An 18,860-nucleotide genomic window follows, 5' to 3' on the forward strand; every position below is an offset into this window, starting at 1 on the left:
ACTATTTATATATTCTAACATTTAATATCTCACTTAAAAATTTGACAACGAGCGACTTTACTTCGCCCATCGGGGCCTTGCGACCCGTTTCCCGTTCGATCGAGGTCACTCCCCGGTCGGTAAACCCGCAGGGGTTGATGCGCGTGAACCACCCGAGGTCGGTCGTGACATTCAGCGCGAACCCGTGCATGGTGATATAACGTGACGACCGGACGCCTATTGCGCAAATCTTGCGCGGCACCTTTCCGAATGCGCGGTCACCGACGCCGATTTCGCTATCGCAGATTCTGCCGCTATCGCAGATTCTGCCGCTATCGCAGGTTCCTGCCTCGTTGCGGTTTTCGCCGCTGTCGCCGCTTTTGCCGCCGACGCTTTTGTTGCCGCAGTTACCGCCGATGTTGCAGTTGCCGCCGCCGTTATCTCCGCGGCAGGCGGTTGTCCGGCTCCCTGTTTCCCCGCCGATTCCGGGGCCGATCCAGACCCCCGAGGCGCCTGCCATGCGGCCGGCGGTGATGCCGTATACCGCCACGGTACGGATGACGGCCTCTTCCAGTGCCCCGATGTAGTCCCTCAGCCCGATGCCCAGACATTCGAGGTCGAGGATCGGATAGCAGACCAGCTGCCCCGGGCCGTGGAAAGTGATGTCGCCCCCTCTGTCGATGTGAAAGAACTGTGCGCCCATCGCTTCGAGCGCTTCGCGGCCTATCAGCAGGTTTTCGGCATGGCCGCTTTTGCCGAGTGTGTATACCGGCGGGTGTTCCACCAAAAGGATAGTGCCTGCGCTGGCGGAGCCATCTCCGGTGACGCCTGACGGTTCGACGCCCTCTGCTGCGGATACGCTGCCCGTTGGGGATTCCGGCCCTTTGCCGGGTTGCGTTCCCGCCTTGCTGGGCATTGCCTCTGCCGATCGCTGTGCCGGCTCCCACGCGGATGCCTTACTTGCTTCCGCAGTGCCGGCGTTTGCCGCCAGGGGTGCCGCCGCCTGTTTCGTTGCGCCTTTGCAGGCTGCCTTGCGGGCTACCAGGGCGTCGAACAAGCCCTGCTGCAATTCCCAGCAGGTTTTGTAGTCCATCAGTCCGAGATCCCGGCAGGAGGCTTCCATCGCTACAAACTTTTGACGCTCTTCAGGGCCTCTTCCGCCATGTACGACGAGCGGACTAACGGTGCGCTCGCGCAGTAGCTGAAGCCCATTTCCAGCGCTTTCAGTCTGTACCATTCGAATTTTTCAGGAGTGATATACGCCGCAACGGGGTAGTGCTCCAGAGTGGGACGAAGGTACTGACCGAGTGTTACGATCCCCACGCCTGCGTCGCGCAGGTCGTGCAGGGTTTGTAATACTTCATCATCGCTCTCGCCAAGTCCGACCATCAGTCCGCTTTTCGTTGCGACACCCTGTGCGCTCAGGTAGCGCAGGGTTTCCAGGCTCGTACGGTACTTTGCCTTGGAACGCACCACCGGGGTCAGCCGCTCGACGGTTTCGATGTTGTGCCCGATTATATCGGGCTTCGATGCGACGACCACGTCCAGCGGGGCGGGCTGTGCGTCGAGATCGGGAATAAGGAGCTCAATTACGGCGTCGGGATTCTGTGTGCGGATGGCGCGGACGGTTTGGGCCCAGTGTGCGGCACCGCCGTCCGGCAGGTCGTCACGCGTCACAGAAGTAACGACGACATACCTCAGTTTCATCAGTGCGACGCTTTCGGCGACCCGTCGGGGTTCCTCGGCGTCGGGGGCAAGGGGGTGTCCTGTTTTCGTTGCACAGAAGCGACAGCCTCGGGTGCAGATGTCTCCCAGGATCATGAAGGTTGCGGTTCTGCGGCTCCAGCATTCGGCCTTGTTCGGACACATGCCGCTGCTGCAAATCGTATGCAACGCATGTTTGTCGACTATTTGCTGTACCTCGGCATATTCCGGGGTGCGGTGGAGCCGGATCTTCAACCATCCTGGTTTTTTCAGTACATCTACCTTGTCATAAAACTTCGGCATTTAAGTTCATTATTTTCCAATTGATGCAAAAATACGAAAAAATAATTGATAATTCCTATGAATGCCCTATTTTCTTTCGGCATCTCGTTCCTGATACGCCTCTTCGCGGGTTTGCCTGCTCCGGGCCTTTCCCCGGGCTGTTTTCGGGTTTCGCCGGCGGCGGTATTCGCAGTATGCAATTAAAAAAATAAAAAATGCGGCCTCGAAAATCGCAATTATTCAATATCGGATACTGCCGGAGGACTTTTTTGCACAGAGAAAGGGGTTTGCTGCCTGGCAGTAGCAAACCCCTCTGGTTAGGTTAGTTAGGTTAATGAGAGTGGGAGAATCCCACGTTTTGTTATACAAAGATAAATGGAAAATCACAATCTTCCAAATCTTTTGTAACATTTTTTTAACCTAACCGAAAAAAATCTTTTAAATTATAATTAAAAATTTTAAAATACTAACGGTTTTGTAAGTTGCGAACTATAACGCCTCGCGGATTTCCTCGGTTTCCTTAGCGGCGGGCTGCGCCTCGGGAGCGAGCGAAGTGATGTGGCGGTTCCGGTAAGCGGCCGGCGTCATCTGGTACTCCTTTTTGAAAAGTTTAATAAAGTGCGACGTATTGGGGAATGTACAGGCATTGCCGATTTCCGAAATCGACTTCGAAGTCGAAATCAACAGCAGACGCGAATGCATCAGGCGCTGGCGGATGTACCATTTGTGGGGCGGCATCATGAAATGGCGCCGGAATTCCTTTTTGAACGAGGTGAGCGAACGGTTCGTCAGCTTCGAAAGTTCTTCGATCGAAATATCCTTGAAGATGTGGTCGTAGACGATCTGTTCGAAATTCTCCTTGGCCGCGTCGACGTTGCTCAGCAGTTTGCTCTTCAGGCAGCAGTCTTCGTGCGAGGCGATGAGGTAGATCAATTCGGTCATTTTGATGTTCTCGGCCGTCTCGTCGCGGTGGAAATCCTCGTCGCGCAGGTAGTTGTTGGTGTTGATGAAAAAGTTGCGGATCGAATTCCAGGCAGGCATAGAGACGTGCGAACGGTTGCGGCAGTTTTCGCACGAATGTTCGTTCGAAATGTTCAGTCCGTAGGTGATGTTCAGGTGCAGCAGTATCCGCTGGAGGTCAGCCGGCGTATAATAAAAGAGCACTTGCTCGAAGGGTTGTCCGTTTTCCGGGAAGTTCTCGATATAGTGATGCCCGATGCCGAGGTAGAATACGTCTCCGCGCGTAAGGGTCTGGCGCTTATCCCCGTCGTAAATATACTTCGTGCCTCGGAGGATGTAACCGATTGCGTAACGTGAAAGCGCCTGAGACTGGATTCCGTTGTGAAGGGCTTCTACGTACTTCACAATCATCGGCTGCTGGGCCGACGAATTTAATGAATTCTTCATACCAAATCGTATTTTAAGTTTTTTTGAACAATGAGTTGCGTCACCGATTGCTCATTTCAAAAATACAATTTAATATTTGTTTTATAAAATAATGAATAGTCTAAAAAGGCACAAACAGGCAAATAAGACTAAAGATACCATAATAATGACTAAATATAATATTGTAAAAATATTCCAGCGAAGGCTGCCGCCAGAAAAATCAGGTATACGGGCAATGCTATTCCCCTGTGTATGCGGACAAAAAATACCGGGATCAGTATGGCCGACGGGACAGCGAGCAGGGCGAGTGCCTCGGGTGTTGCGGCGGGGCTGCATAGCACAGCCAGAGTCAATATCAGTATACCTATATTATAAAAGAGGATGAAGCGGGGTTTGGTGCCTGCGGCATAGATGTCGGCCAGGAAAAAGAAAAGCGCTGTCAGGTCGAGCAGCACGATCCCGCCTGCCATGACGAGTGCGGGGAGGGAAATATCCAGAAAGAGATGCAGCGGCATACCTTCGATGGCGGATTGCCCCAATTTGATCAGGGGAGCCGTGAATTCCGCCCCGGTGCCCCAGCTGACATAGCAGGCCGTGAAGACCGGCAGCAGCAGTCCGGCCGTTGCTACCGCGACTTCCCGCAAGGTACGCCGGAAAAGCAGTACGGCCAGCGGCAGGAGCAGCAGCATCGGCAAGCCGGGGGCATATACCAGCGGCATCAGTCCCAGGTAGAGTGAGGCACGGAAGATGGCGTCGAACCCGTACCCGTTGCAGAAGGCACGGCAGTAATTTTTCGTTGCCAGTGCAAGCAGCATCGACGCTGCGAACCCTGCGAGATAATTCCCGCCTGTTGCGATCCCGCAGGCGACGATGGCATAGAGGGGAATCGGGAGGCAGGTGCCCACCGTATAGAGGTTGTAGCGGATCGAAATCCGTCCCGTACACATTCCGGCGAAGAGCAGCATGAACCCGGCGGCAAACTTCGACCATACCGGATATGCCGCCTGAAACCGGGCGAGTTGGCCGCCCAGAAGCGGGAGCGCATCGCGCACCGCTCCACTGGTATCGGACACGGGGATTCCAGCACACATGGCCGCGACGGCGAGTGCGAAGAGGGTCATGAAGGCCGGTACGAGCGGCTGCCGGGCGATGTCGATTTTCATGTCGGAAGGCTTTTTTCCTCGGGCAAAATTAGCGAAAAAAGCCGGAATAATGCGTAACTTTGTGGTACGATGTTAGAAAACCAGTACCAATACGAGTTTCGGGAGGCCGGTTGCGACGAGGCCGGCCGGGGGTGTTTGGCCGGGCCGGTATTCGCCGCTGCGGTGATCCTTCCGCCCGATTTTCACGACCCGTTGCTCAACGATTCGAAGCAGATGACCGAGCGGAACCGGGACAGGCTCCGCCTGATCATCGAGCGTGAAGCCGTGGCCTGGGCCGTCGAGGCCGTTTCCGCAGCCCGGATCGACGAGATCAACATCCTGAACGCTTCGTTCGAGGGAATGTCGCTGGCTGTCGCCCGCCTCGATCCGCCGCCCGGATTCCTTGCGATCGACGGCAACCGTTTCCGGACACGTCTTGAATTACCCTACCGTTGCATCGTCAAGGGCGACGGCAAATATGCCGACATCGCCGCAGCCTCGGTGCTGGCCAAGACCCATCGGGACGAGTACATGTTGCGCCTCGCGGAGGAATACCCGCAGTATGGCTGGAAAAAGAACAAGGGGTACCCGACCCGCGAGCATCGGCTCGCAATCCGTGAATACGGACTTACGCCCCACCACCGCCTGTCGTTCAGCCACGGGATCGGTCAGTTGGAGTTGCAATTCTGAGCGGGGATTGTCTTTCCGCGTGTTGCCGGGAAATCCCGTGGTGATCGGATACGATCATCTCCCGCGCTTAAATCCCCGGCCCGAATTTACCCTGCCGTCTTGCAGTGGCGGGCATCCGTTTGAAGATGCTGGAGGCCGTATAACTATCGGTATGGCACATAAAAAAAGGGCTGAAGTCCGACTTCAGCCCTTTTTCGATATGACTCGGGATTTAGTATCCCAGCGACTTGGAAGCGGCGTAGGAGACTTTCAGTGCATTGGCACGACGAAGTTCCTGCTTCACGTCGGTTACGATACCCATCTTGGTTGTCTGGTCGGCCTTGAGGCAGATCGTCATCGAGGCACGGTCGGCCTCGCTGAGCTTATCGCGCTCTGCGGCTACGAAATCCAAAATATCCTTGGTCGTTTTGTATGAGTCGTTCAGCTGGATACGGGGTGCAGTACCGAATTTGGCCTGCATCACCAGCGAAGGCTGTCCGATGTGGATGTAGCTTACGAGCGATTTCTTCTCGAGCTTTTGCACTTCGGTTGCCTCGGGGAGTTTGTACCTCACGAGCAGTTCCTGGTCGCGCATGGTGGTCGACACCATGAAGAAGAAGAGGATCATGAAGATCACGTCAGGAAGCGATGCTGTCGAGATAGGGGGCAAACCTTTATTGCCCTTCTTTTTCATTACTGCCATAACTTACTTCTTTATATTACGCGGTTCGGCCTCCGAAATCTTCAGAGGTACTGCTTTGGATACTGCATTGCGCTGATCCTCGGAAAGCTCCGAGAATTTTGCTCCGAATTTCTTCATGGCGACTTCGTCACGTACCTCGTTGAAAGCGCGTGTGAGTTCGTTCTGCACCATGATGTAGGACTGATAGCCCGTATCACGGGTGGTCTGTAACGAAACAACGCCCTGGCTTTCAGGATATACCCACTTGCTGCCGTCGGCCAACTCGATTTCCTTTTCGGTTTTCTCCGGGAGGTTCTCGTCGTCCATCGGGTTGAGGATGAATTCCTTCGTCTTGTCCTTGAGTTGTCTCAGGTCGATGATCTCCTGTTTGCCCGAGGGCCCGGCCATGATGTTGCCGCTGCCCGAGATGAGCACCAGGAAGAGGTTGCGCTCCTTGACCTTGATGTCCTCCTGCTTTTGGTTTTCGGGGGGCATCGGCGGAAGCATACGCACCAGACCGGTGTCGACATTCATCGTTGTGGCCACAAGGAAGAAAATCAGCAGCAGGAAGGCGATGTCGGCCATTGAGCCGGCGTTGATCTCCTGTATTTGTCTTTTATTTCCTGCCATTGTTCGTTGTTATTTGAAAGCGCCGTAAATTTCGGTTGCGATAGCCGTCACGAACGCAGCGACCAGGGCAACGTACGTTACCAGGATGCTGGTGTCGGTCAGGACGGTTTCACCTTGGGAGAAAAACCCGCCGTTGGCGAGGTCGGGGATCTGGATGTCATGTCCCGAAGCCACGAAGTAAGCCACGCCCACGATCACGATGATCAGCGCGAGCGAAATAATCGTGCCCTTGATTCCCGCTGGGTTCTGGATCATGCCGAAGACCGCGCAGAAGATAGCTGTGAACACCGCAAGAGCCAGCAGGAAATAGCACCAGATGAGGTTCAGGCTGATAGCCGCCTCGGAGCCACCCGTAGCAATTGCGTATATTCCCAGTACCGCCATCACGGCCAGCAGAATACCCAATATGATATTTAAAATCTTTTTCATAATTGCCTTTAACTCTTTTTAAATCGTTGGGATTATTTCTTGCTGTAAGCCGTCAGGATATCCATCAGCGTGATGGACGAATCCTCCATATCGTTTACCAGCGAGTCGATCTTCGAAACGATATAGTTGTAGAACAGCTGAAGAATAACCGCAGCGATAAGACCCATGAGGGTCGTCAGAAGGGCGACCTTGATACCGCCTGCAACGAGGGTCGGGCTGATATCGCCGGCAGCCTGGATGGCGTCGAACGCCGCGATCATGCCGACAACGGTACCCATGAAGCCCAACATAGGCGAAAGGGCGATGAACAGGCCGATCCACGTCAGGCCCGACTCCATCTGGCCGGTCTGAACCGAACCGTAGGAAACGACAGCCTTCTCGACCGAATCCAGACCCTGATCGTAACGGTCGAGACCCTGGTAGTAGATCGAAGCGATCGGGCCGCGCGTGTTGCGGCAAACTTCCTTGGCAGCTTCGATGCCGCCGTTCTTCAGGGCTTCTTCAACCTTGGTGATGAGTTTCTTCGAGTTGATCGTCGACAGCGAGAGATAGAGGATACGCTCGATGGCAACGGCCAGACCGATAATCAGGAAGATAAGGATCGGGAGCATCCATGCCCAACCACCCTCGAGGAACTTCTGCATCATCACGTGGTGCAGGCTATCGCCGGCGAGTTGGGTTTCGGCAGCTGCAGCAGCCTCCTGCGCGAAAGCGTTAACAGTACCCAATGCGAACAGGGCCACTGACAGAATCAAAAAAAGTTTTTTCATAGTTGTGATTAGATAAAATTAAATTTGTTTAGTTGTTTTTTATTGTTGTGTTTTTAGGTATTTCACAATACGTTCTTCCGCTTTCCATCGTATTTCGTCAATTCTCCCGGGATTAAAAAAATCCTAAAAAAATATTTTTTTTATCCTTTCCGTATCCTTGCGGCATCTTTTTACCCCGATCCATGGCTTTCCCCTGCCGGCTTTGCAAGTACAGGCAAATTCCGGAAATTTCACTCCGAATTGACCCAAACATTTGTTTGCCAGCGAGTTATGCCTCTATTCCTCTTCGTGTTGCCCCTCTTTGGCGACCCGATAAGGTACGTTAGCAGTGCGAAATATAGAAAAAAAAATCGTTCCGTGCAACGTCTTAGGCTGTAAATTCGCCTCGCAGAGGGCGCCGCAACAATGCGCGGGTCTGTTCGTCGGAAAGCCCCAGTCCGAGCACGTACATCAGCTTCGTGACGGCCGCCTCGGTGGTCATGTCGTGGCCGCACAGGACGCCGATCTTCTGCAGCCTCAGCCCGGTTTCGTAAAGTTCCATCGAAACCTTGCCCCCGCCGCACTGCGTGATGTTGAGGATGATGACCCCGCGGTCGATCGCCTCTTTCAGTACGCGGATGAACCATTCGTTGGTCGGGGCGTTGCCCGCGCCGAATGTCTCCAGCACCACGGCCCGCAGCCCCGGAGCCGAGAGCATCGCCCGCAGGATATTTTCGCCCAGCCCCGGGAAAAGCTTGATGACTTCGATTCCGTCGGCCAGGCGGGTGGCGATGCGCAGTTCCGGCGAGATTTCCGTCGGGTGGAGGATCGCCGCGAGGTTATAGGCGATGTTGACTCCCACCTCGGCAAGGGGCGGGTAGTTGTAGGAACGGAAGGCGCTCAGCGCCTCGGCGCTGCGCTTGGTGGTACGGTTGGCGCGGAACAGCCGGTTCTGGAAATAGAGCGACACTTCGGGTACCTCGGGGCGTCCGCCGATGTGCGCCCCCGCGATCTCGATGGCCGTGATGAGGTTTTCGCGGCCGTCCGTGCGCAGCACGCCGATCGGGATCTGGCTGCCGGTGAAAACCACGGGCTTGGCCAGGTTTTCGAGCATGAAACTCAATGCCGATGCGGTGTAGGACATGGTGTCCGTGCCGTGCAGTACGACGAACCCGTCGTAGCGGGTGTAGTTGTCGCGGATCAGCTCGGCCAGCGCCGCCCAGTTTGCCGGGGTGACGTTCGACGAGTCGATCACGGGATCCATCGTCAGCACGTCGATGTCCACGTTGAGCCGCTTGAGCGAAGGGAATTCATCGTAGATGCCGCTGAAGTCGAAAGGCACCAGGGCGCCGGTTTCGGCATCGTTCTTCATGCCGATGGTACCGCCCGTATAGATGATCAGGATCGAAGATTTCATCGTATGGTCTTATGGTGTTATATTCCGAAAATACGTTTGGCGTTCGCCGTCGTTGCGGCCGCCACTTCGCCGGGGGGCAGCCCTTTCAGTTCCGCGACTTTCTCGCACACGAACCGTACGTAGGCCGACTCGTTGCGCTCGCCGCGGTGGGGTGCGGGTGTCAGGTACGGGCAGTCGGTTTCGAGTACGATGTCGTCCAGTTCCATTTCGCGCACCGTATCGGCCAGCTTGCTCTTCCTGAAAGTCACCACGCCGCCGATTCCGAAGGCGAAATCGCCGCAGGCTTTCAGTTTCCGGTAGGTGACGGCATCCTCCGAAAAGGCGTGGAACACGCCCCGCAGCCGTAGCCCCGCCTCCGCCGCGGCCTTCGCCTCCTCCCCGACGATCCGGCACATGTCGTCCCATGCCGCACGGGTGTGGATCGCCACCGGAAGGCCGAGCCGTGCGGCCAGGCGGCATTGCGAAACGAAAGCCTCGACCTGTTCGGCGACGAACTCGCCGCTCCAGTAGTAGTCCAGCCCGATCTCGCCCACGGCGCAGAAACGTGCGATGCCCTCGGGCGGGGCCGTGAGGTAACGTTCGGCGAGTGCCAGCTCCTCGCGCCAATGCGGGTTGTCGTTCACCGAGGTGGGGTGCAGTCCCATCATCGGGACGCATTGCCCTGGGTGGCGGCGGCAGAGGTCGAACAGCGCCCCGTGGCTTTCGGAGTCTATGCCCGGGAGCAGCAGGTGTTCCACGCCCGCCGCCGCGGCGCGGGCCAGTGCCTCTTCGCGGTCGTCGTCGAACGCCGTATCGTACAGGTGTGAATGTGTATCCGTCAGTTTCATCGTGTTTTCATATATCGGTTGCCGGGCAGTTGCCGTACGGCTCCCGCCAGTTCCAGCCCTACGAGCAGGGCAGCCAGTTCACCCGGATCCAGTCCGCTCAGTTCCGCGAGGGTTTCCACCGCCAGCGGGTCGTCCGTGCGGAAACAGCCCAGCAACCCAGCTTCGTCGGGCGTAAGCTCCGGCGTGGACGGTTTTTCCCGGAATGCTGCCGGTTCCGGGCCGAGATCCCACATCAGTTCGCGGACAATATCGTCGGCGGTCATTACGAGTTGCGCCTTGCGGTTGCGGATCAGGTGGTTCGTCCCCGACGACATGCCGTCCGTGGCGCGTCCCGGTACGGCCATTACCGAACGGTCGTAGCCGTCGGCGCAATGCGCCGTGGCGAGCGACCCGCCGCTGTCGGGCGACTCTACGACCACGCAGCCGGCACCCAACCCTGCGATGATCCGGTTGCGGGCCAGGTATGCCGTGCCGTTCTGCCGCGTCTGCGAGTGGAGCTCCGTGACCAGTGCCCCGCCGTGGTCGAGGATGTCGCGCGCCACGGCCGTGTGTTGTGCCGGCATGACGCCGGGGAGCGGGTTCGCCAGTACCGCGACGGTTCGTACCCCTGCGGCCAGGGCTGCCCGGTGTGCCGCGACGTCGATGCCGAAGGCCAGCCCGCTCACGATGCAGAGCTCCGGAACCTGTGCCGCGAGCCCCTCCACCAGCCTGTTGCACATCGTCTGCCCGTAGGGTGTTGCCCGGCGGGTGCCGACCATCGCGACGCAGCGTGCCGAGAGGGCGGCGGCGTTGCCTTTCAGGTATAGTACATGGGGATAATCGGGTATTTCCCGCAGCAATACCGGGAATTCGGGGTCGGTCGAAGCGATCGCGGCGATCGAATTGCGGCGGCAGTAGCCGAGTTCCTTTTCTGCGGCGGCGAAGCCTTTGCGGTGGACGATATTCCGGATAATGTCTTCCCGCAAAACGGCTTTCATAGCCAGCTCCTCCGGTGCCGCCGCGAAAATGCCCCGTGCGTCGCCGAATATTCCGAGCAGGTGCACGGCGCCTTTCACGCCGATGCCCGGGGTCATCTGCAAGGCGATATCCTCGATGGTCATAACCGCAAAATGTCGTTTATTATCTTGTAAAGGTAAATATTTTTGGGAAATAGCGCAAAGTTGGGTCGAAGTTTTGCAGATTTTAGAAATGTTTGTATATTTGCACTCCCGATGCGCTTGAAAATAAACCGGATGTTTCCGGCGCGGCATGCAATCCGGAAGCAACGGACTTGTAGTTACGGAATGAAAGCCGAACAGGAACCTGTCGGGGAACAATGGTCTGATGGCCGAGTGGCTAGGCAAAGGTCTGCAAAACCTTGTACAGCGGTTCGAATCCGCTTCAGACCTCACCAAAACACCGTTGCAAGCAATTGCAACGGTGTTTTTATTTTAAGTTGTCATACATTTGTTATGCAAATTCGATCAATTATATAGCGATACCTGTTGATTGCTTTTCATATTCGACTATTATAAAGCGTTCAAGATTAAAGCCATATTATCTGTTGCCTGTGCGAATAAGCGAGAGTTTATATGTTAATCAATCTATTGTCTGTATGTCCTACCCGTATTTTAAATCGTCTTAATTTATTTGGATAATTGCTTTTGGCGTAATAATTTACAGGAATATTAAAAAGGTTGACACATTTTTTTACTGTTTCAACAATGTCCTCCCTTCGCATTTTGGAAGCGTCTATTTCATTAATGAGGTGGTAAAAACAAGGCCAAAATAGCGCAGATTTATCAAATCTCAAATTAATCGGTACTCCCAATAAGGAATATGCATTGTTTTTTGACACTAATCTCGCCGCTAAATCTCTATTTGCGGCCTTACAAGCGGATAAAAATATTCGTCTATTTTTCAAAACGTCTTTTGAAATAGACTCGAATTCACTATTAGTGATTTCATCTCCATTAATCTCAAGGCTGGTTTCGTTGGCATGACATGAAATGTGTAAATACCTGAACTTACTCTTCTTAAATTCTTGTAACAATTCGGCTAAATGTATTTTATTGTTGGCCCATTTGTAAATTACGTCAATGTTGGACAGTTCTAATATTTGACTTAATATTTCTCCATCCGCACAATCATCTGCACGTAAAAATTCAATAATAAATACACCGTATTTGGAATTATCATTCATAAAGTATTGTTTTTCTTCCTGTAAAGATAATAATATATGACTAATATAAGAGTATGGTCTAAAAATAAATTCCTACCTTTGCCCCTGCGAACAATATGTTATAAAATTCTTTTACGTGGTAGCCAGCAAAGCAACCATATTAAAGGTATGCGCAGAGCCGTTGGGGTTTAGCGACCCGCGAACGGCACTTTGCTGAGCTTGTAAAAGAGTGATGTATTGTTCGCAGCTGCGCATATTTTTATCTTTATGCGAACAATGCATCATGTCCGTACTCCGGTACAGGCACGCCGCAAGGCCAGCCGCAGGCGGTTCCCGCCATGCAACCTCTCGATTTGTTTCCATTTCCACCCGCCGGATTAGCAAGTAACTGCTAACTAAACCGTTATTCTCTTTGTTGTGCCCAGCGCACGATAAGGACAGCCCCACTATTGTCAAATCCGTAATACTAAACAACATGGAAACGAATCAAAACCCCGTGCAGGAAAACCCGGCACAACGCATAACCTCCGAAAACACCCAAGCCGAACAACAGCCCGTACCCTCTCCGGAACAGCCGACCGGGCAACTTGCTCCAAAGCCAGAACCGCAACCCGAACAACCAACGGAAAAACTCTACAATCCTGCCGAAGCCGCCCGGATCGTCCAAAGCCTGACGGAAGATTATTTCAACCCCGAATATATTCTGCTTTTCGGGAAATTGGTCGGCGGCACACGCCATAGCGACGCCATGACCTATGACTTGCTGATGGTCGTGCGGGAAACGCCCGAATACAATTGGATTCAGGCAAAACGCATCCTGCGTTACAAAGTGCCGTACAGCAGGCGCGAGATCACCTATATCAACCTCTACATTATGCCTTTGAGCTATGTCGAGTCGAATAAAACACCATTCCTCTATTTTGCACACTCCGAGGGCGAATTGCTCTATTGCAGCGACCACTGCCATTTCCGCCGCCCGAAACACCCGATCAACTTTGCCGCAGCCTATGCGGACGCCAAATTTCATTTCGATACGTTCCGGATGCTGGGCAACGAATTGATCGAACAGGCGCAGGACGCCTTCAGCGAGAGCCGCAATATGCGTCTGGCGGCTTTGTTCATGGCGCAGGCTGCGGTCTCTTTTATCATACGCTCTATTATGTTTATCACGGGCTGGAGTTCGATATTCACGATCCGGTCGTGATGCACGAACGGATGCGGACGCTCTCGACGCAGCTGATGCTGGTTTTAGACGATAACCATATCGAAAATATCTTCACGCTGCCGCGTCTGAAGAGTTTTCTGGTAAAGGCACGCTACGACATTGGTTTCGATGTTGCGCCGCAGGAATTGGAAATGCACCTGCAACGCGTCGAAAAAATGGGCCATATCATCGAAAACTACTGCGGCTTGCGGCTGGAGCTTTATAAAGAGTTGAGCGAACGGCAATAAGCGGCCAATCATCCGAACGAACAAGGGTTTGCGGGATCACTGACAATCCCGCAAGCCCCTGTTTCGTTTACGAAAACACAACCTTGCCGTTAGGCACACGGTAAATCCTGCGTTCTGCTTTCAGGCACATGCAGCTACCGTTTGGAAAGTTTGGTCGGAACAGTTCGTGCGGCGGATTTCCTTCGGCTGTCAGACATCCGTAAAGAGGTTGAGCTGGTGCAGCATCGTGAAGGCGAAGGAGGCGCCGATGATGATGCACAATACCACCAGCAGTGCGTTCAGTACCCGGGGCGAAGGCTTTGTCGGCCGGCCCTCGTTACTGAGGATATATTCGCGGAAGAAGATGTAGAGTGCCGGCACGATGCTGCATGCCAGGAGGTAGTCCTCGGGGATGCCGAAGAAGTAGACCTTCGAGAGCCCGATCAGCGCCCAGTGGCAGAGGAACATGGCCAGCACGATGTTGATCCGCTCCGAAAAGGCCAGCATCAGCCCGATGGTGAATACGGCGACCGAACACGGCATCACGGGCGTGGTGATCATCGGGAACGTACGCCCCAGCGCCAGCGAAAAGAGCGGGTAGACGAGCGGCATGGCGAACAGCAGCAGCGCGAAGCCTGTATGGTTGTGCGTGCGTTGGAGCGAAGCGTGTTTCACGACCAGGTCGTATACCCAGATGCACCCCATGATCGCCCAGAAGAGCGCCAGCATGTCGTTGTGCTCGCGTTGTTCGCCGTATAAGAGGTAATAGACACCAGCGATCCAGAAATTGAGCAGCGCCATAAAGGTCTTCATGGCGATACGTACCCCGGGCGTCGGGCGCAGGTAGAGCAGCAGCGTCAGTGTGGCCGCAACCAGCGTCAGTAGGATCTGTACGGGCCATGTCGCGGCGTTATAGGAGGCGATGGTGTTCCAGAAGATTTCCATGGATCGTTATTTGTCGGTATGCTTGCGGCGCCGCGTGAGCGAGAATGCCTGGTGGTTGAATACGAAGATGGGCAGCGTAGCCCCCGCTGCCAGCAGTGCGATCACGCTCAGCGATACGGTTGCGTTGAGGAAGAATTGCTGCATGTATTGCAACCCCTCCCCCGGGTCGTTGAGCGATTGCAGGAACATGATGAGCGAAAAGACGGTCTTGTAGGCATAGATGCCGGGAACCATCGGCAGCAGGGCGGGGATGTAGAGGGCCGTCATCGGGCAGCGGATGCCGCGCCCCAGCCACAGGCTGCCGAACCCGATGCTGATCGAGGCGAACAGCGAGGCCGTGGCGATGTCGACCGAAAAGTAGTGCATCAGGCAGAACCGCAGGGCGTGCCCCATGGCCGCCAGCAGGGCGATACGGGGAAAAGCCCGCATCGGCGGGTCGGAAACGGCGCCGAAACCGATGGCCGCGATGGCCGCAAAGAGCCCGTCGAGAAGGATGTCCGCAGCGATCATAGCAAACCGTCCTTAACCATTAACAATGTCGCCGACAGGCCGATGGCGATGCAGATGATAAGCAGCAGGGCGTTGATCAGGCGGCTGCACCCGATCAGGATGTGCCCCTCGACGATGTCGATCACGCCATTGATGAGCGGTACTCCCGGTACGAGGAACAGGACGCTCGTCGCGAGCGCCGTTTCCGCCGAACAGTCGAACCTCAGGGCTGCCGAGGCGCACAGCGACGCCATGAACGCCGAGATGATGAAGATCAGGAAGTGGTTCACGCCGTGTGCCTGCATACGCTGTTTGGCGGCGAAACCCACGAGCGTCGAGGTGAAGACGATGCTCATGGCGATCCAGTCGCCCCCGAACAGCCGGCAGAACGAGGCGTTGGCCAGCCCCACGGTCAGCAGGACGAAGATTGGGTCTATGCGCGGTTTTGCAGTCAGCTCGTCGTAGCGACGCCGGATTTCGGAGAGTGGAAGCCTTTCGTCCAGCGCATCCCAGCTCAGGGCGCTCAGGTCGGAGTTGCGCTCGAAGCTGATCGGCAGCGCCGGGATCTTCACTACGCGGGTGATGGCCTCGCCGCTCTCTTCGTCGTGGGCGGTGATGATCGTGCTTTTCTGGAAGCTCGACAACTGGAGGTCGACCCCCTGCGAGGCTCCGATACGCTGCGAGTTGCGGATCACGCGCGAGGTGTGCACGCCCGATCCGAGCAGGTAAGTCGCATATTCCGCAATGAAGTCGAGGATTTCCGTCAGCTCTTGTCTGGTCTTCATAACGAGGGCAAAAATAGTCCATTTCGGGCAAACCGCCATTGTTGGGGCCGAAAAAATTACACCGTGATGCCCGTACGGTCGCCGTGCCGGGTTTCCCGGGTGTCGGGCAGCCTGCCCGGAGCGCCCTTGAAATACCTACGGCCTGCGCTGAAACAGCTCCGTGATGTCTTGCATGGTGCCGTCCGCTCCGACCCTGTAAAGGCGCTGGTTGGTCGTCGGCGACGTCAGCGGCCCCAGCTCCTCGACCCAGCCTCCCAGCTTGATGTAGTCGAACGACTGCGGCCGCACTCCCTCCGGCAGCCGGGCGCGTCCCGAATACCAGCCTGTGTGCAGCATCGGGAATTTCCGCCGCACGACGTCGGCCAGCGCGGCGATCTCGTGCGGTGCGGCGTCCCCGCCCATGAAACAGACGCAGGTCACCGAGCGCCCGTAGCGGGCGAGTATCCCGCACAGCTCCGCCTCGTCGAGCACCCGCCCCATGTCGGCCTGCAAGTGCGGGCTGTGGCACCCGCGGCAGCGGTTGGGGCAGTTGGTGATGTTGATCGCCAGCGTCGTTTCGCAGGGTATTTCCGCGAATACGATGTCGAAATTATGGTATCTGACCATCGTCCGTTTACTCCGCTTTGGCGTAATAGCGGTGTGCGGCCTCCTTCTGGCGCGCGGCCGAGAAGTTCGACACCCGTTTCATGTAGCCGATCACGCGGGTCAGGTAGTCCAGGTTGTCGCCGTGGCACTCGGGGCACTCCTTCAGGTAGCGCTTGTCGATGTGCCCGCACTCGTTGCATACCGTGTTGGGGATGTTGAACGTGAAATAGTTGCATCCCTCGGCAGCCGCTACGCGCAGCAGGTGGCGGTACTGCTCCTTCGAAAGGTGATCTTCGAGGTTCATGTGTAGTGCCGAACCGCCCGTGAGGTGGGCGATGTAACGGCGGCCGTGGAGTCGGAACTTGTCGATCACGTTCAGCGATTCGTCCTCGACGACATAGAAATAGGAGTTGTAACAGTCGCGCGGTACGACGTAGCCGTCCTCGCGATCCCATTTGGCGTGTTTCACGCCCACGTTCTCGGCCGGGATCATCTCGCAGTTGAACATGAGCTCCTTCGAACGGTACTTCTTGTTGTAGCGCTCGATCAGCCCCAGTACACCCTGTACGAAATCGACGTAGTCGTCGTTGTCGTTGATCGGGATGCCCAGGAACTCGGCCGCCTCGACCAGCCCGTTAACACCGATCGTGAGGTACTGGCGCGCGAGGTTGATATAGCCTGCGTCGAACAGGGGCAGCATCCCCTTGGCCTGCAAATCCTTGAGGTTCTCGTTGTAGGCCGTCTGCACTTTGTGCACCAGGTCGACGATCTCTTCGAGGTAGGTCTGGTAGTGCATGCCGTTCTTCACGGCATACTGGATGCAGCGGTTGAGGTTGATCGTCAGCACGCTCTTCGAACCGGTCGATACGCCGCCGGCGCCGAGCGTGTAGCTGAACCCGTTGTCCTGTATCTCGTTGCGCAGGCGGCAGCACGACGACAGCGAGTCGGCGTTGTCGCTGATATAGGTGAAGAACGAGTGCCCCTCGGAGTACATCTGCGCCGTGATGTCGCCCCACTCCTTGTCCATCACGTCACCGTCCCTGGTCAGCAGGGCCATCGTCTCGACCGGGAAGGTCAGCACGGTCTTCGTGCGCTCGCGGTTGAACCACGTCATGAAACGCTTTTGCAGCCACGACAGCGATTCCCAGTGCGGCTTCGTCCCGTCGGGGAATACGAATTCGCCGAACAAGCTTTCGAAATAGTAGCGGTCGTAATAGGCCACGTTCCAGAACACGGCCTGGAAGTTACGCGCCCCCGTGGGCTGGTTGATCGAGTAGACGATCTGTTCGAAACAGTCCGTAATCATCTTGTCGATCGTCCTGTGCTTTTTCGAGAGGTCGACCACCTCGTCCGCCCGCTTGTAGTAATCTTCTCCGTACTCCTGTTCGATGAAATAGTTCATATACATCAGGAATTCCGGCGTGGCGCAGGCGCCCGAGAGCATCGACGACACGATGAAGACCATGTTGACGAAGCCGCCGCAGAACGACTTGAGGTTGGTCGGGCGCGTCGAGTTGCCGCCCACCGAGAGCGTGCCGTTCAGCAGCCACGGGTACATCGTGATCGAAGCGCAGTAGTTGGCCATCGACGTTTCGTCGTTCTTGTAGATGAAGTGGTCTTTCAGCAGGCGGAGGTATTTGTCCGAGAGTTCCTTGCCGTACATCTCCTTGATGCGGTCGGTCAGCAGCCGGCGGTTGAGCCGGATGAAGTTCTGTTTGGGCAGTTCGCCGATCAGCGTGGCGATGTTCTTGTTCTCGACGTTGGCGTTGGCATCGTATTTCGAACCCGTCGCGGGGTTCGAGGCATCGCAGTAGTTGATCAGGAATTCGAGTTTTTCGCGGTCTTCGCGATCCTCTGTGTGCTTCTGGCGGTAGAGCATGTAGCTCTTGGCCACGGCGAAATAGCGTTCGGCCATGAGCGCCACTTCGACCTGGTTCTGTATCTCCTCGACATTCATGCCGTCGGAGATATGTACGCGGCTGAGTACCGACGTGAGGTCGTCGTCGGTGGCGTATCCGCCTACCGAAAGGAATGCCTTGCTGATCGCGCGTTTGATCTTCTCGAGCGAAAAGGGGGCGCGCTTGCCGTCGCGCTTGACGATGTAAATTTCCGAAATGCCCATAATGTATCTGTATTTGTTTGTAAGTCTTGCCGTACGGAGGCGGCATCCCCGCCTGCGCAGTACGCAGGACAGCCATGTCCTTACCCCTGAATTGTCCGGTGTAAAATCTGTTCCGGGCACCGCCCTAAATCCCGAAGGCGGATGTCGCAGCTCGCAAGGCAGGTCTTCTGGCTCGCCCCATCCGCACGCCTTCCCGTCCCGGGGGACAGTGGCTCAAGAGAGTGCGGAACGCAATCAAGGCTTACAGCTACGGGAATAGCCCCTGATTCTCACAGGAGTTCCCTTTTGATCCCGTGCCGGCAGCCGCCGGCGGGGAACCTTGCTCCGGAACAAATGTAGACATACTTTCCCGGATCGCAAATATGCGTGCGGGCAATTAATGAACAAATTGTAAACAAAAAATGCAGGGCCATTCCGGCCCTGCATTTCCTTTTCCGGGACGCCCG

At 55.7% G+C, this 18,860-nt stretch carries 18 protein-coding genes, 1 tRNA gene, 1 pseudogene and 1 riboswitch; of the genes and pseudogenes, 3 read left to right on the forward strand and 17 right to left on the reverse strand.

What is annotated here, in order from left to right:
* Position 1: 1 nt before the first annotated feature.
* The 4 genes from lipB to B3C38_RS08665 all read right to left on the reverse strand — a co-directional run bounded on the left by lipB (position 2) and on the right by B3C38_RS08665 (position 4,514).
* Entirely contained in the window at positions 2 to 1,216 is a 1,215-nt protein-coding gene (gene lipB, locus B3C38_RS08650) for a lipoyl(octanoyl) transferase LipB (RefSeq protein WP_414630902.1), read from the reverse strand.
* Positions 1,105 to 1,986: a lipoyl synthase gene (gene lipA, locus B3C38_RS08655; RefSeq protein WP_018695598.1), complete on the reverse strand. Its 882-nt coding sequence runs from the start codon at positions 1,984 to 1,986 to the stop codon at positions 1,105 to 1,107. Before lipA ends, lipB begins: the two co-directional genes overlap by 112 nt.
* 468 nt (positions 1,987 to 2,454) lie before the next feature.
* Positions 2,455 to 3,372, reverse strand: a complete 918-nt coding sequence (locus B3C38_RS08660) for a helix-turn-helix domain-containing protein (RefSeq protein WP_055211950.1) — start codon at positions 3,370 to 3,372, stop codon at positions 2,455 to 2,457.
* Between the two features lie 149 nt (positions 3,373 to 3,521).
* Entirely contained in the window at positions 3,522 to 4,514 is a 993-nt protein-coding gene (locus B3C38_RS08665) for a hypothetical protein (RefSeq protein WP_286726706.1), read from the reverse strand.
* Positions 4,515 to 4,583: 69 nt separating this feature from the next.
* Between B3C38_RS08665 and B3C38_RS08670 the strand changes: the two genes are divergently transcribed.
* The gene (locus tag B3C38_RS08670) at positions 4,584 to 5,183 is read left to right on the forward strand and encodes a ribonuclease HII (RefSeq protein ID WP_286726707.1); all 600 of its coding nucleotides are present in this window, start codon (positions 4,584 to 4,586) and stop codon (positions 5,181 to 5,183) included.
* 211 nt (positions 5,184 to 5,394) lie between these two features.
* Here the strand turns inward: B3C38_RS08670 and B3C38_RS08675 are convergent, their stop codons facing one another.
* The 7 genes from B3C38_RS08675 to dprA form a co-directional block, all read right to left on the reverse strand.
* Entirely contained in the window at positions 5,395 to 5,865 is a 471-nt protein-coding gene (locus B3C38_RS08675; protein WP_022332234.1) for an ExbD/TolR family protein, read from the reverse strand.
* 3 nt (positions 5,866 to 5,868) lie between these two features.
* Complete coding sequence (locus B3C38_RS08680; protein ID WP_022332235.1) at positions 5,869 to 6,474, reverse strand: ExbD/TolR family protein; 606 nt, start codon at positions 6,472 to 6,474, stop codon at positions 5,869 to 5,871.
* Positions 6,475 to 6,483: 9 nt separating this feature from the next.
* Positions 6,484 to 6,903, reverse strand: a complete 420-nt coding sequence (locus B3C38_RS08685) for a hypothetical protein (protein ID WP_018695606.1) — start codon at positions 6,901 to 6,903, stop codon at positions 6,484 to 6,486.
* 32 nt (positions 6,904 to 6,935) lie between these two features.
* Positions 6,936 to 7,673: a MotA/TolQ/ExbB proton channel family protein gene (locus B3C38_RS08690; protein WP_022332236.1), complete on the reverse strand. Its 738-nt coding sequence runs from the start codon at positions 7,671 to 7,673 to the stop codon at positions 6,936 to 6,938.
* 367 nt (positions 7,674 to 8,040) lie between these two features.
* On the reverse strand, positions 8,041 to 9,069 hold the full coding sequence (locus B3C38_RS08695; RefSeq protein WP_018695608.1) for an asparaginase: 1,029 nt from the start codon (positions 9,067 to 9,069) through the stop codon (positions 8,041 to 8,043).
* A gap of 17 nt (positions 9,070 to 9,086) precedes the next feature.
* Positions 9,087 to 9,896 carry a TatD family hydrolase gene (locus B3C38_RS08700; RefSeq protein ID WP_286726708.1) on the reverse strand — a complete coding sequence of 270 codons (810 nt, stop codon included), beginning with the start codon at positions 9,894 to 9,896 and terminating at the stop codon, positions 9,087 to 9,089.
* Positions 9,893 to 10,996: a DNA-processing protein DprA gene (gene dprA, locus B3C38_RS08705; protein WP_022332239.1), complete on the reverse strand. Its 1,104-nt coding sequence runs from the start codon at positions 10,994 to 10,996 to the stop codon at positions 9,893 to 9,895. Before dprA ends, B3C38_RS08700 begins: the two co-directional genes overlap by 4 nt.
* A 217-nt stretch (positions 10,997 to 11,213) precedes the next feature.
* Between dprA and B3C38_RS08710 the strand changes: the two genes are divergently transcribed.
* Positions 11,214 to 11,284: transfer RNA gene (locus B3C38_RS08710), tRNA-Cys, on the forward strand.
* A 179-nt stretch (positions 11,285 to 11,463) separates the two neighbouring features.
* On the opposite strand, the gene B3C38_RS08715 is transcribed toward B3C38_RS08710, so the two are convergent.
* Positions 11,464 to 12,078: a hypothetical protein gene (locus tag B3C38_RS08715; RefSeq protein WP_022332240.1), complete on the reverse strand. Its 615-nt coding sequence runs from the start codon at positions 12,076 to 12,078 to the stop codon at positions 11,464 to 11,466.
* Between the two features lie 454 nt (positions 12,079 to 12,532).
* Here B3C38_RS08715 and B3C38_RS08720 point away from each other — a divergent pair.
* Positions 12,533 to 13,509, forward strand: a pseudogene (locus tag B3C38_RS08720) (nucleotidyltransferase domain-containing protein).
* A 189-nt stretch (positions 13,510 to 13,698) separates the two neighbouring features.
* Here B3C38_RS08720 and B3C38_RS08725 read toward each other — a convergent pair.
* From B3C38_RS08725 to nrdD, 5 genes are all read right to left on the reverse strand, one after another.
* Complete coding sequence (locus tag B3C38_RS08725) at positions 13,699 to 14,433, reverse strand: DUF6064 family protein (protein ID WP_286726709.1); 735 nt, start codon at positions 14,431 to 14,433, stop codon at positions 13,699 to 13,701.
* Between the two features lie 6 nt (positions 14,434 to 14,439).
* A complete protein-coding gene (locus B3C38_RS08730; RefSeq protein ID WP_018695638.1) occupies positions 14,440 to 14,943 on the reverse strand; it encodes a threonine/serine exporter family protein in 504 nt (167 codons plus the stop codon).
* Entirely contained in the window at positions 14,940 to 15,707 is a 768-nt protein-coding gene (locus B3C38_RS08735; RefSeq protein ID WP_117507282.1) for a threonine/serine ThrE exporter family protein, read from the reverse strand. The genes B3C38_RS08730 and B3C38_RS08735 overlap by 4 nt, the downstream gene beginning before the upstream one ends.
* Before the next feature lie 135 nt (positions 15,708 to 15,842).
* A complete protein-coding gene (gene nrdG / locus B3C38_RS08740; protein ID WP_130064426.1) occupies positions 15,843 to 16,313 on the reverse strand; it encodes an anaerobic ribonucleoside-triphosphate reductase activating protein in 471 nt (156 codons plus the stop codon).
* A 7-nt stretch (positions 16,314 to 16,320) separates the two neighbouring features.
* On the reverse strand, positions 16,321 to 18,414 hold the full coding sequence (nrdD, locus tag B3C38_RS08745) for an anaerobic ribonucleoside-triphosphate reductase (protein WP_286726710.1): 2,094 nt from the start codon (positions 18,412 to 18,414) through the stop codon (positions 16,321 to 16,323).
* 140 nt (positions 18,415 to 18,554) lie between these two features.
* Positions 18,555 to 18,751: riboswitch (cobalamin riboswitch) on the reverse strand.
* Between the last annotated feature and the right edge of the window lie 109 nt (positions 18,752 to 18,860).

Source organism: Alistipes sp. UBA1686 (assembly GCF_002320215.1).
Lineage (GTDB): Bacteria > Bacteroidota > Bacteroidia > Bacteroidales > Rikenellaceae > Alistipes > Alistipes onderdonkii.

What these genes read in the sequence shown, in the direction of transcription:
- lipB (WP_414630902.1), bottom strand. Translation starts at nt 1,216, where the DNA reads ATGGTACAGACTGAAAGCGCTGGAAATGGGCTTCAGCTACTGCGCGAG.
- lipA (WP_018695598.1), bottom strand. Translation starts at nt 1,986, where the DNA reads ATGCCGAAGTTTTATGACAAGGTAGATGTACTGAAAAAACCAGGATGG.
- B3C38_RS08660 (WP_055211950.1), bottom strand. Translation starts at nt 3,372, where the DNA reads ATGAAGAATTCATTAAATTCGTCGGCCCAGCAGCCGATGATTGTGAAG.
- B3C38_RS08665 (WP_286726706.1), bottom strand. Translation starts at nt 4,514, where the DNA reads ATGAAAATCGACATCGCCCGGCAGCCGCTCGTACCGGCCTTCATGACC.
- B3C38_RS08670 (WP_286726707.1), top strand. Translation starts at nt 4,584, where the DNA reads ATGTTAGAAAACCAGTACCAATACGAGTTTCGGGAGGCCGGTTGCGAC.
- B3C38_RS08675 (WP_022332234.1), bottom strand. Translation starts at nt 5,865, where the DNA reads ATGGCAGTAATGAAAAAGAAGGGCAATAAAGGTTTGCCCCCTATCTCG.
- B3C38_RS08680 (WP_022332235.1), bottom strand. Translation starts at nt 6,474, where the DNA reads ATGGCAGGAAATAAAAGACAAATACAGGAGATCAACGCCGGCTCAATG.
- B3C38_RS08685 (WP_018695606.1), bottom strand. Translation starts at nt 6,903, where the DNA reads ATGAAAAAGATTTTAAATATCATATTGGGTATTCTGCTGGCCGTGATG.
- B3C38_RS08690 (WP_022332236.1), bottom strand. Translation starts at nt 7,673, where the DNA reads ATGAAAAAACTTTTTTTGATTCTGTCAGTGGCCCTGTTCGCATTGGGT.
- B3C38_RS08695 (WP_018695608.1), bottom strand. Translation starts at nt 9,069, where the DNA reads ATGAAATCTTCGATCCTGATCATCTATACGGGCGGTACCATCGGCATG.
- B3C38_RS08700 (WP_286726708.1), bottom strand. Translation starts at nt 9,896, where the DNA reads ATGAAACTGACGGATACACATTCACACCTGTACGATACGGCGTTCGAC.
- dprA (WP_022332239.1), bottom strand. Translation starts at nt 10,996, where the DNA reads ATGACCATCGAGGATATCGCCTTGCAGATGACCCCGGGCATCGGCGTG.
- B3C38_RS08715 (WP_022332240.1), bottom strand. Translation starts at nt 12,078, where the DNA reads ATGAATGATAATTCCAAATACGGTGTATTTATTATTGAATTTTTACGT.
- B3C38_RS08725 (WP_286726709.1), bottom strand. Translation starts at nt 14,433, where the DNA reads ATGGAAATCTTCTGGAACACCATCGCCTCCTATAACGCCGCGACATGG.
- B3C38_RS08730 (WP_018695638.1), bottom strand. Translation starts at nt 14,943, where the DNA reads ATGATCGCTGCGGACATCCTTCTCGACGGGCTCTTTGCGGCCATCGCG.
- B3C38_RS08735 (WP_117507282.1), bottom strand. Translation starts at nt 15,707, where the DNA reads ATGAAGACCAGACAAGAGCTGACGGAAATCCTCGACTTCATTGCGGAA.
- nrdG (WP_130064426.1), bottom strand. Translation starts at nt 16,313, where the DNA reads ATGGTCAGATACCATAATTTCGACATCGTATTCGCGGAAATACCCTGC.
- nrdD (WP_286726710.1), bottom strand. Translation starts at nt 18,414, where the DNA reads ATGGGCATTTCGGAAATTTACATCGTCAAGCGCGACGGCAAGCGCGCC.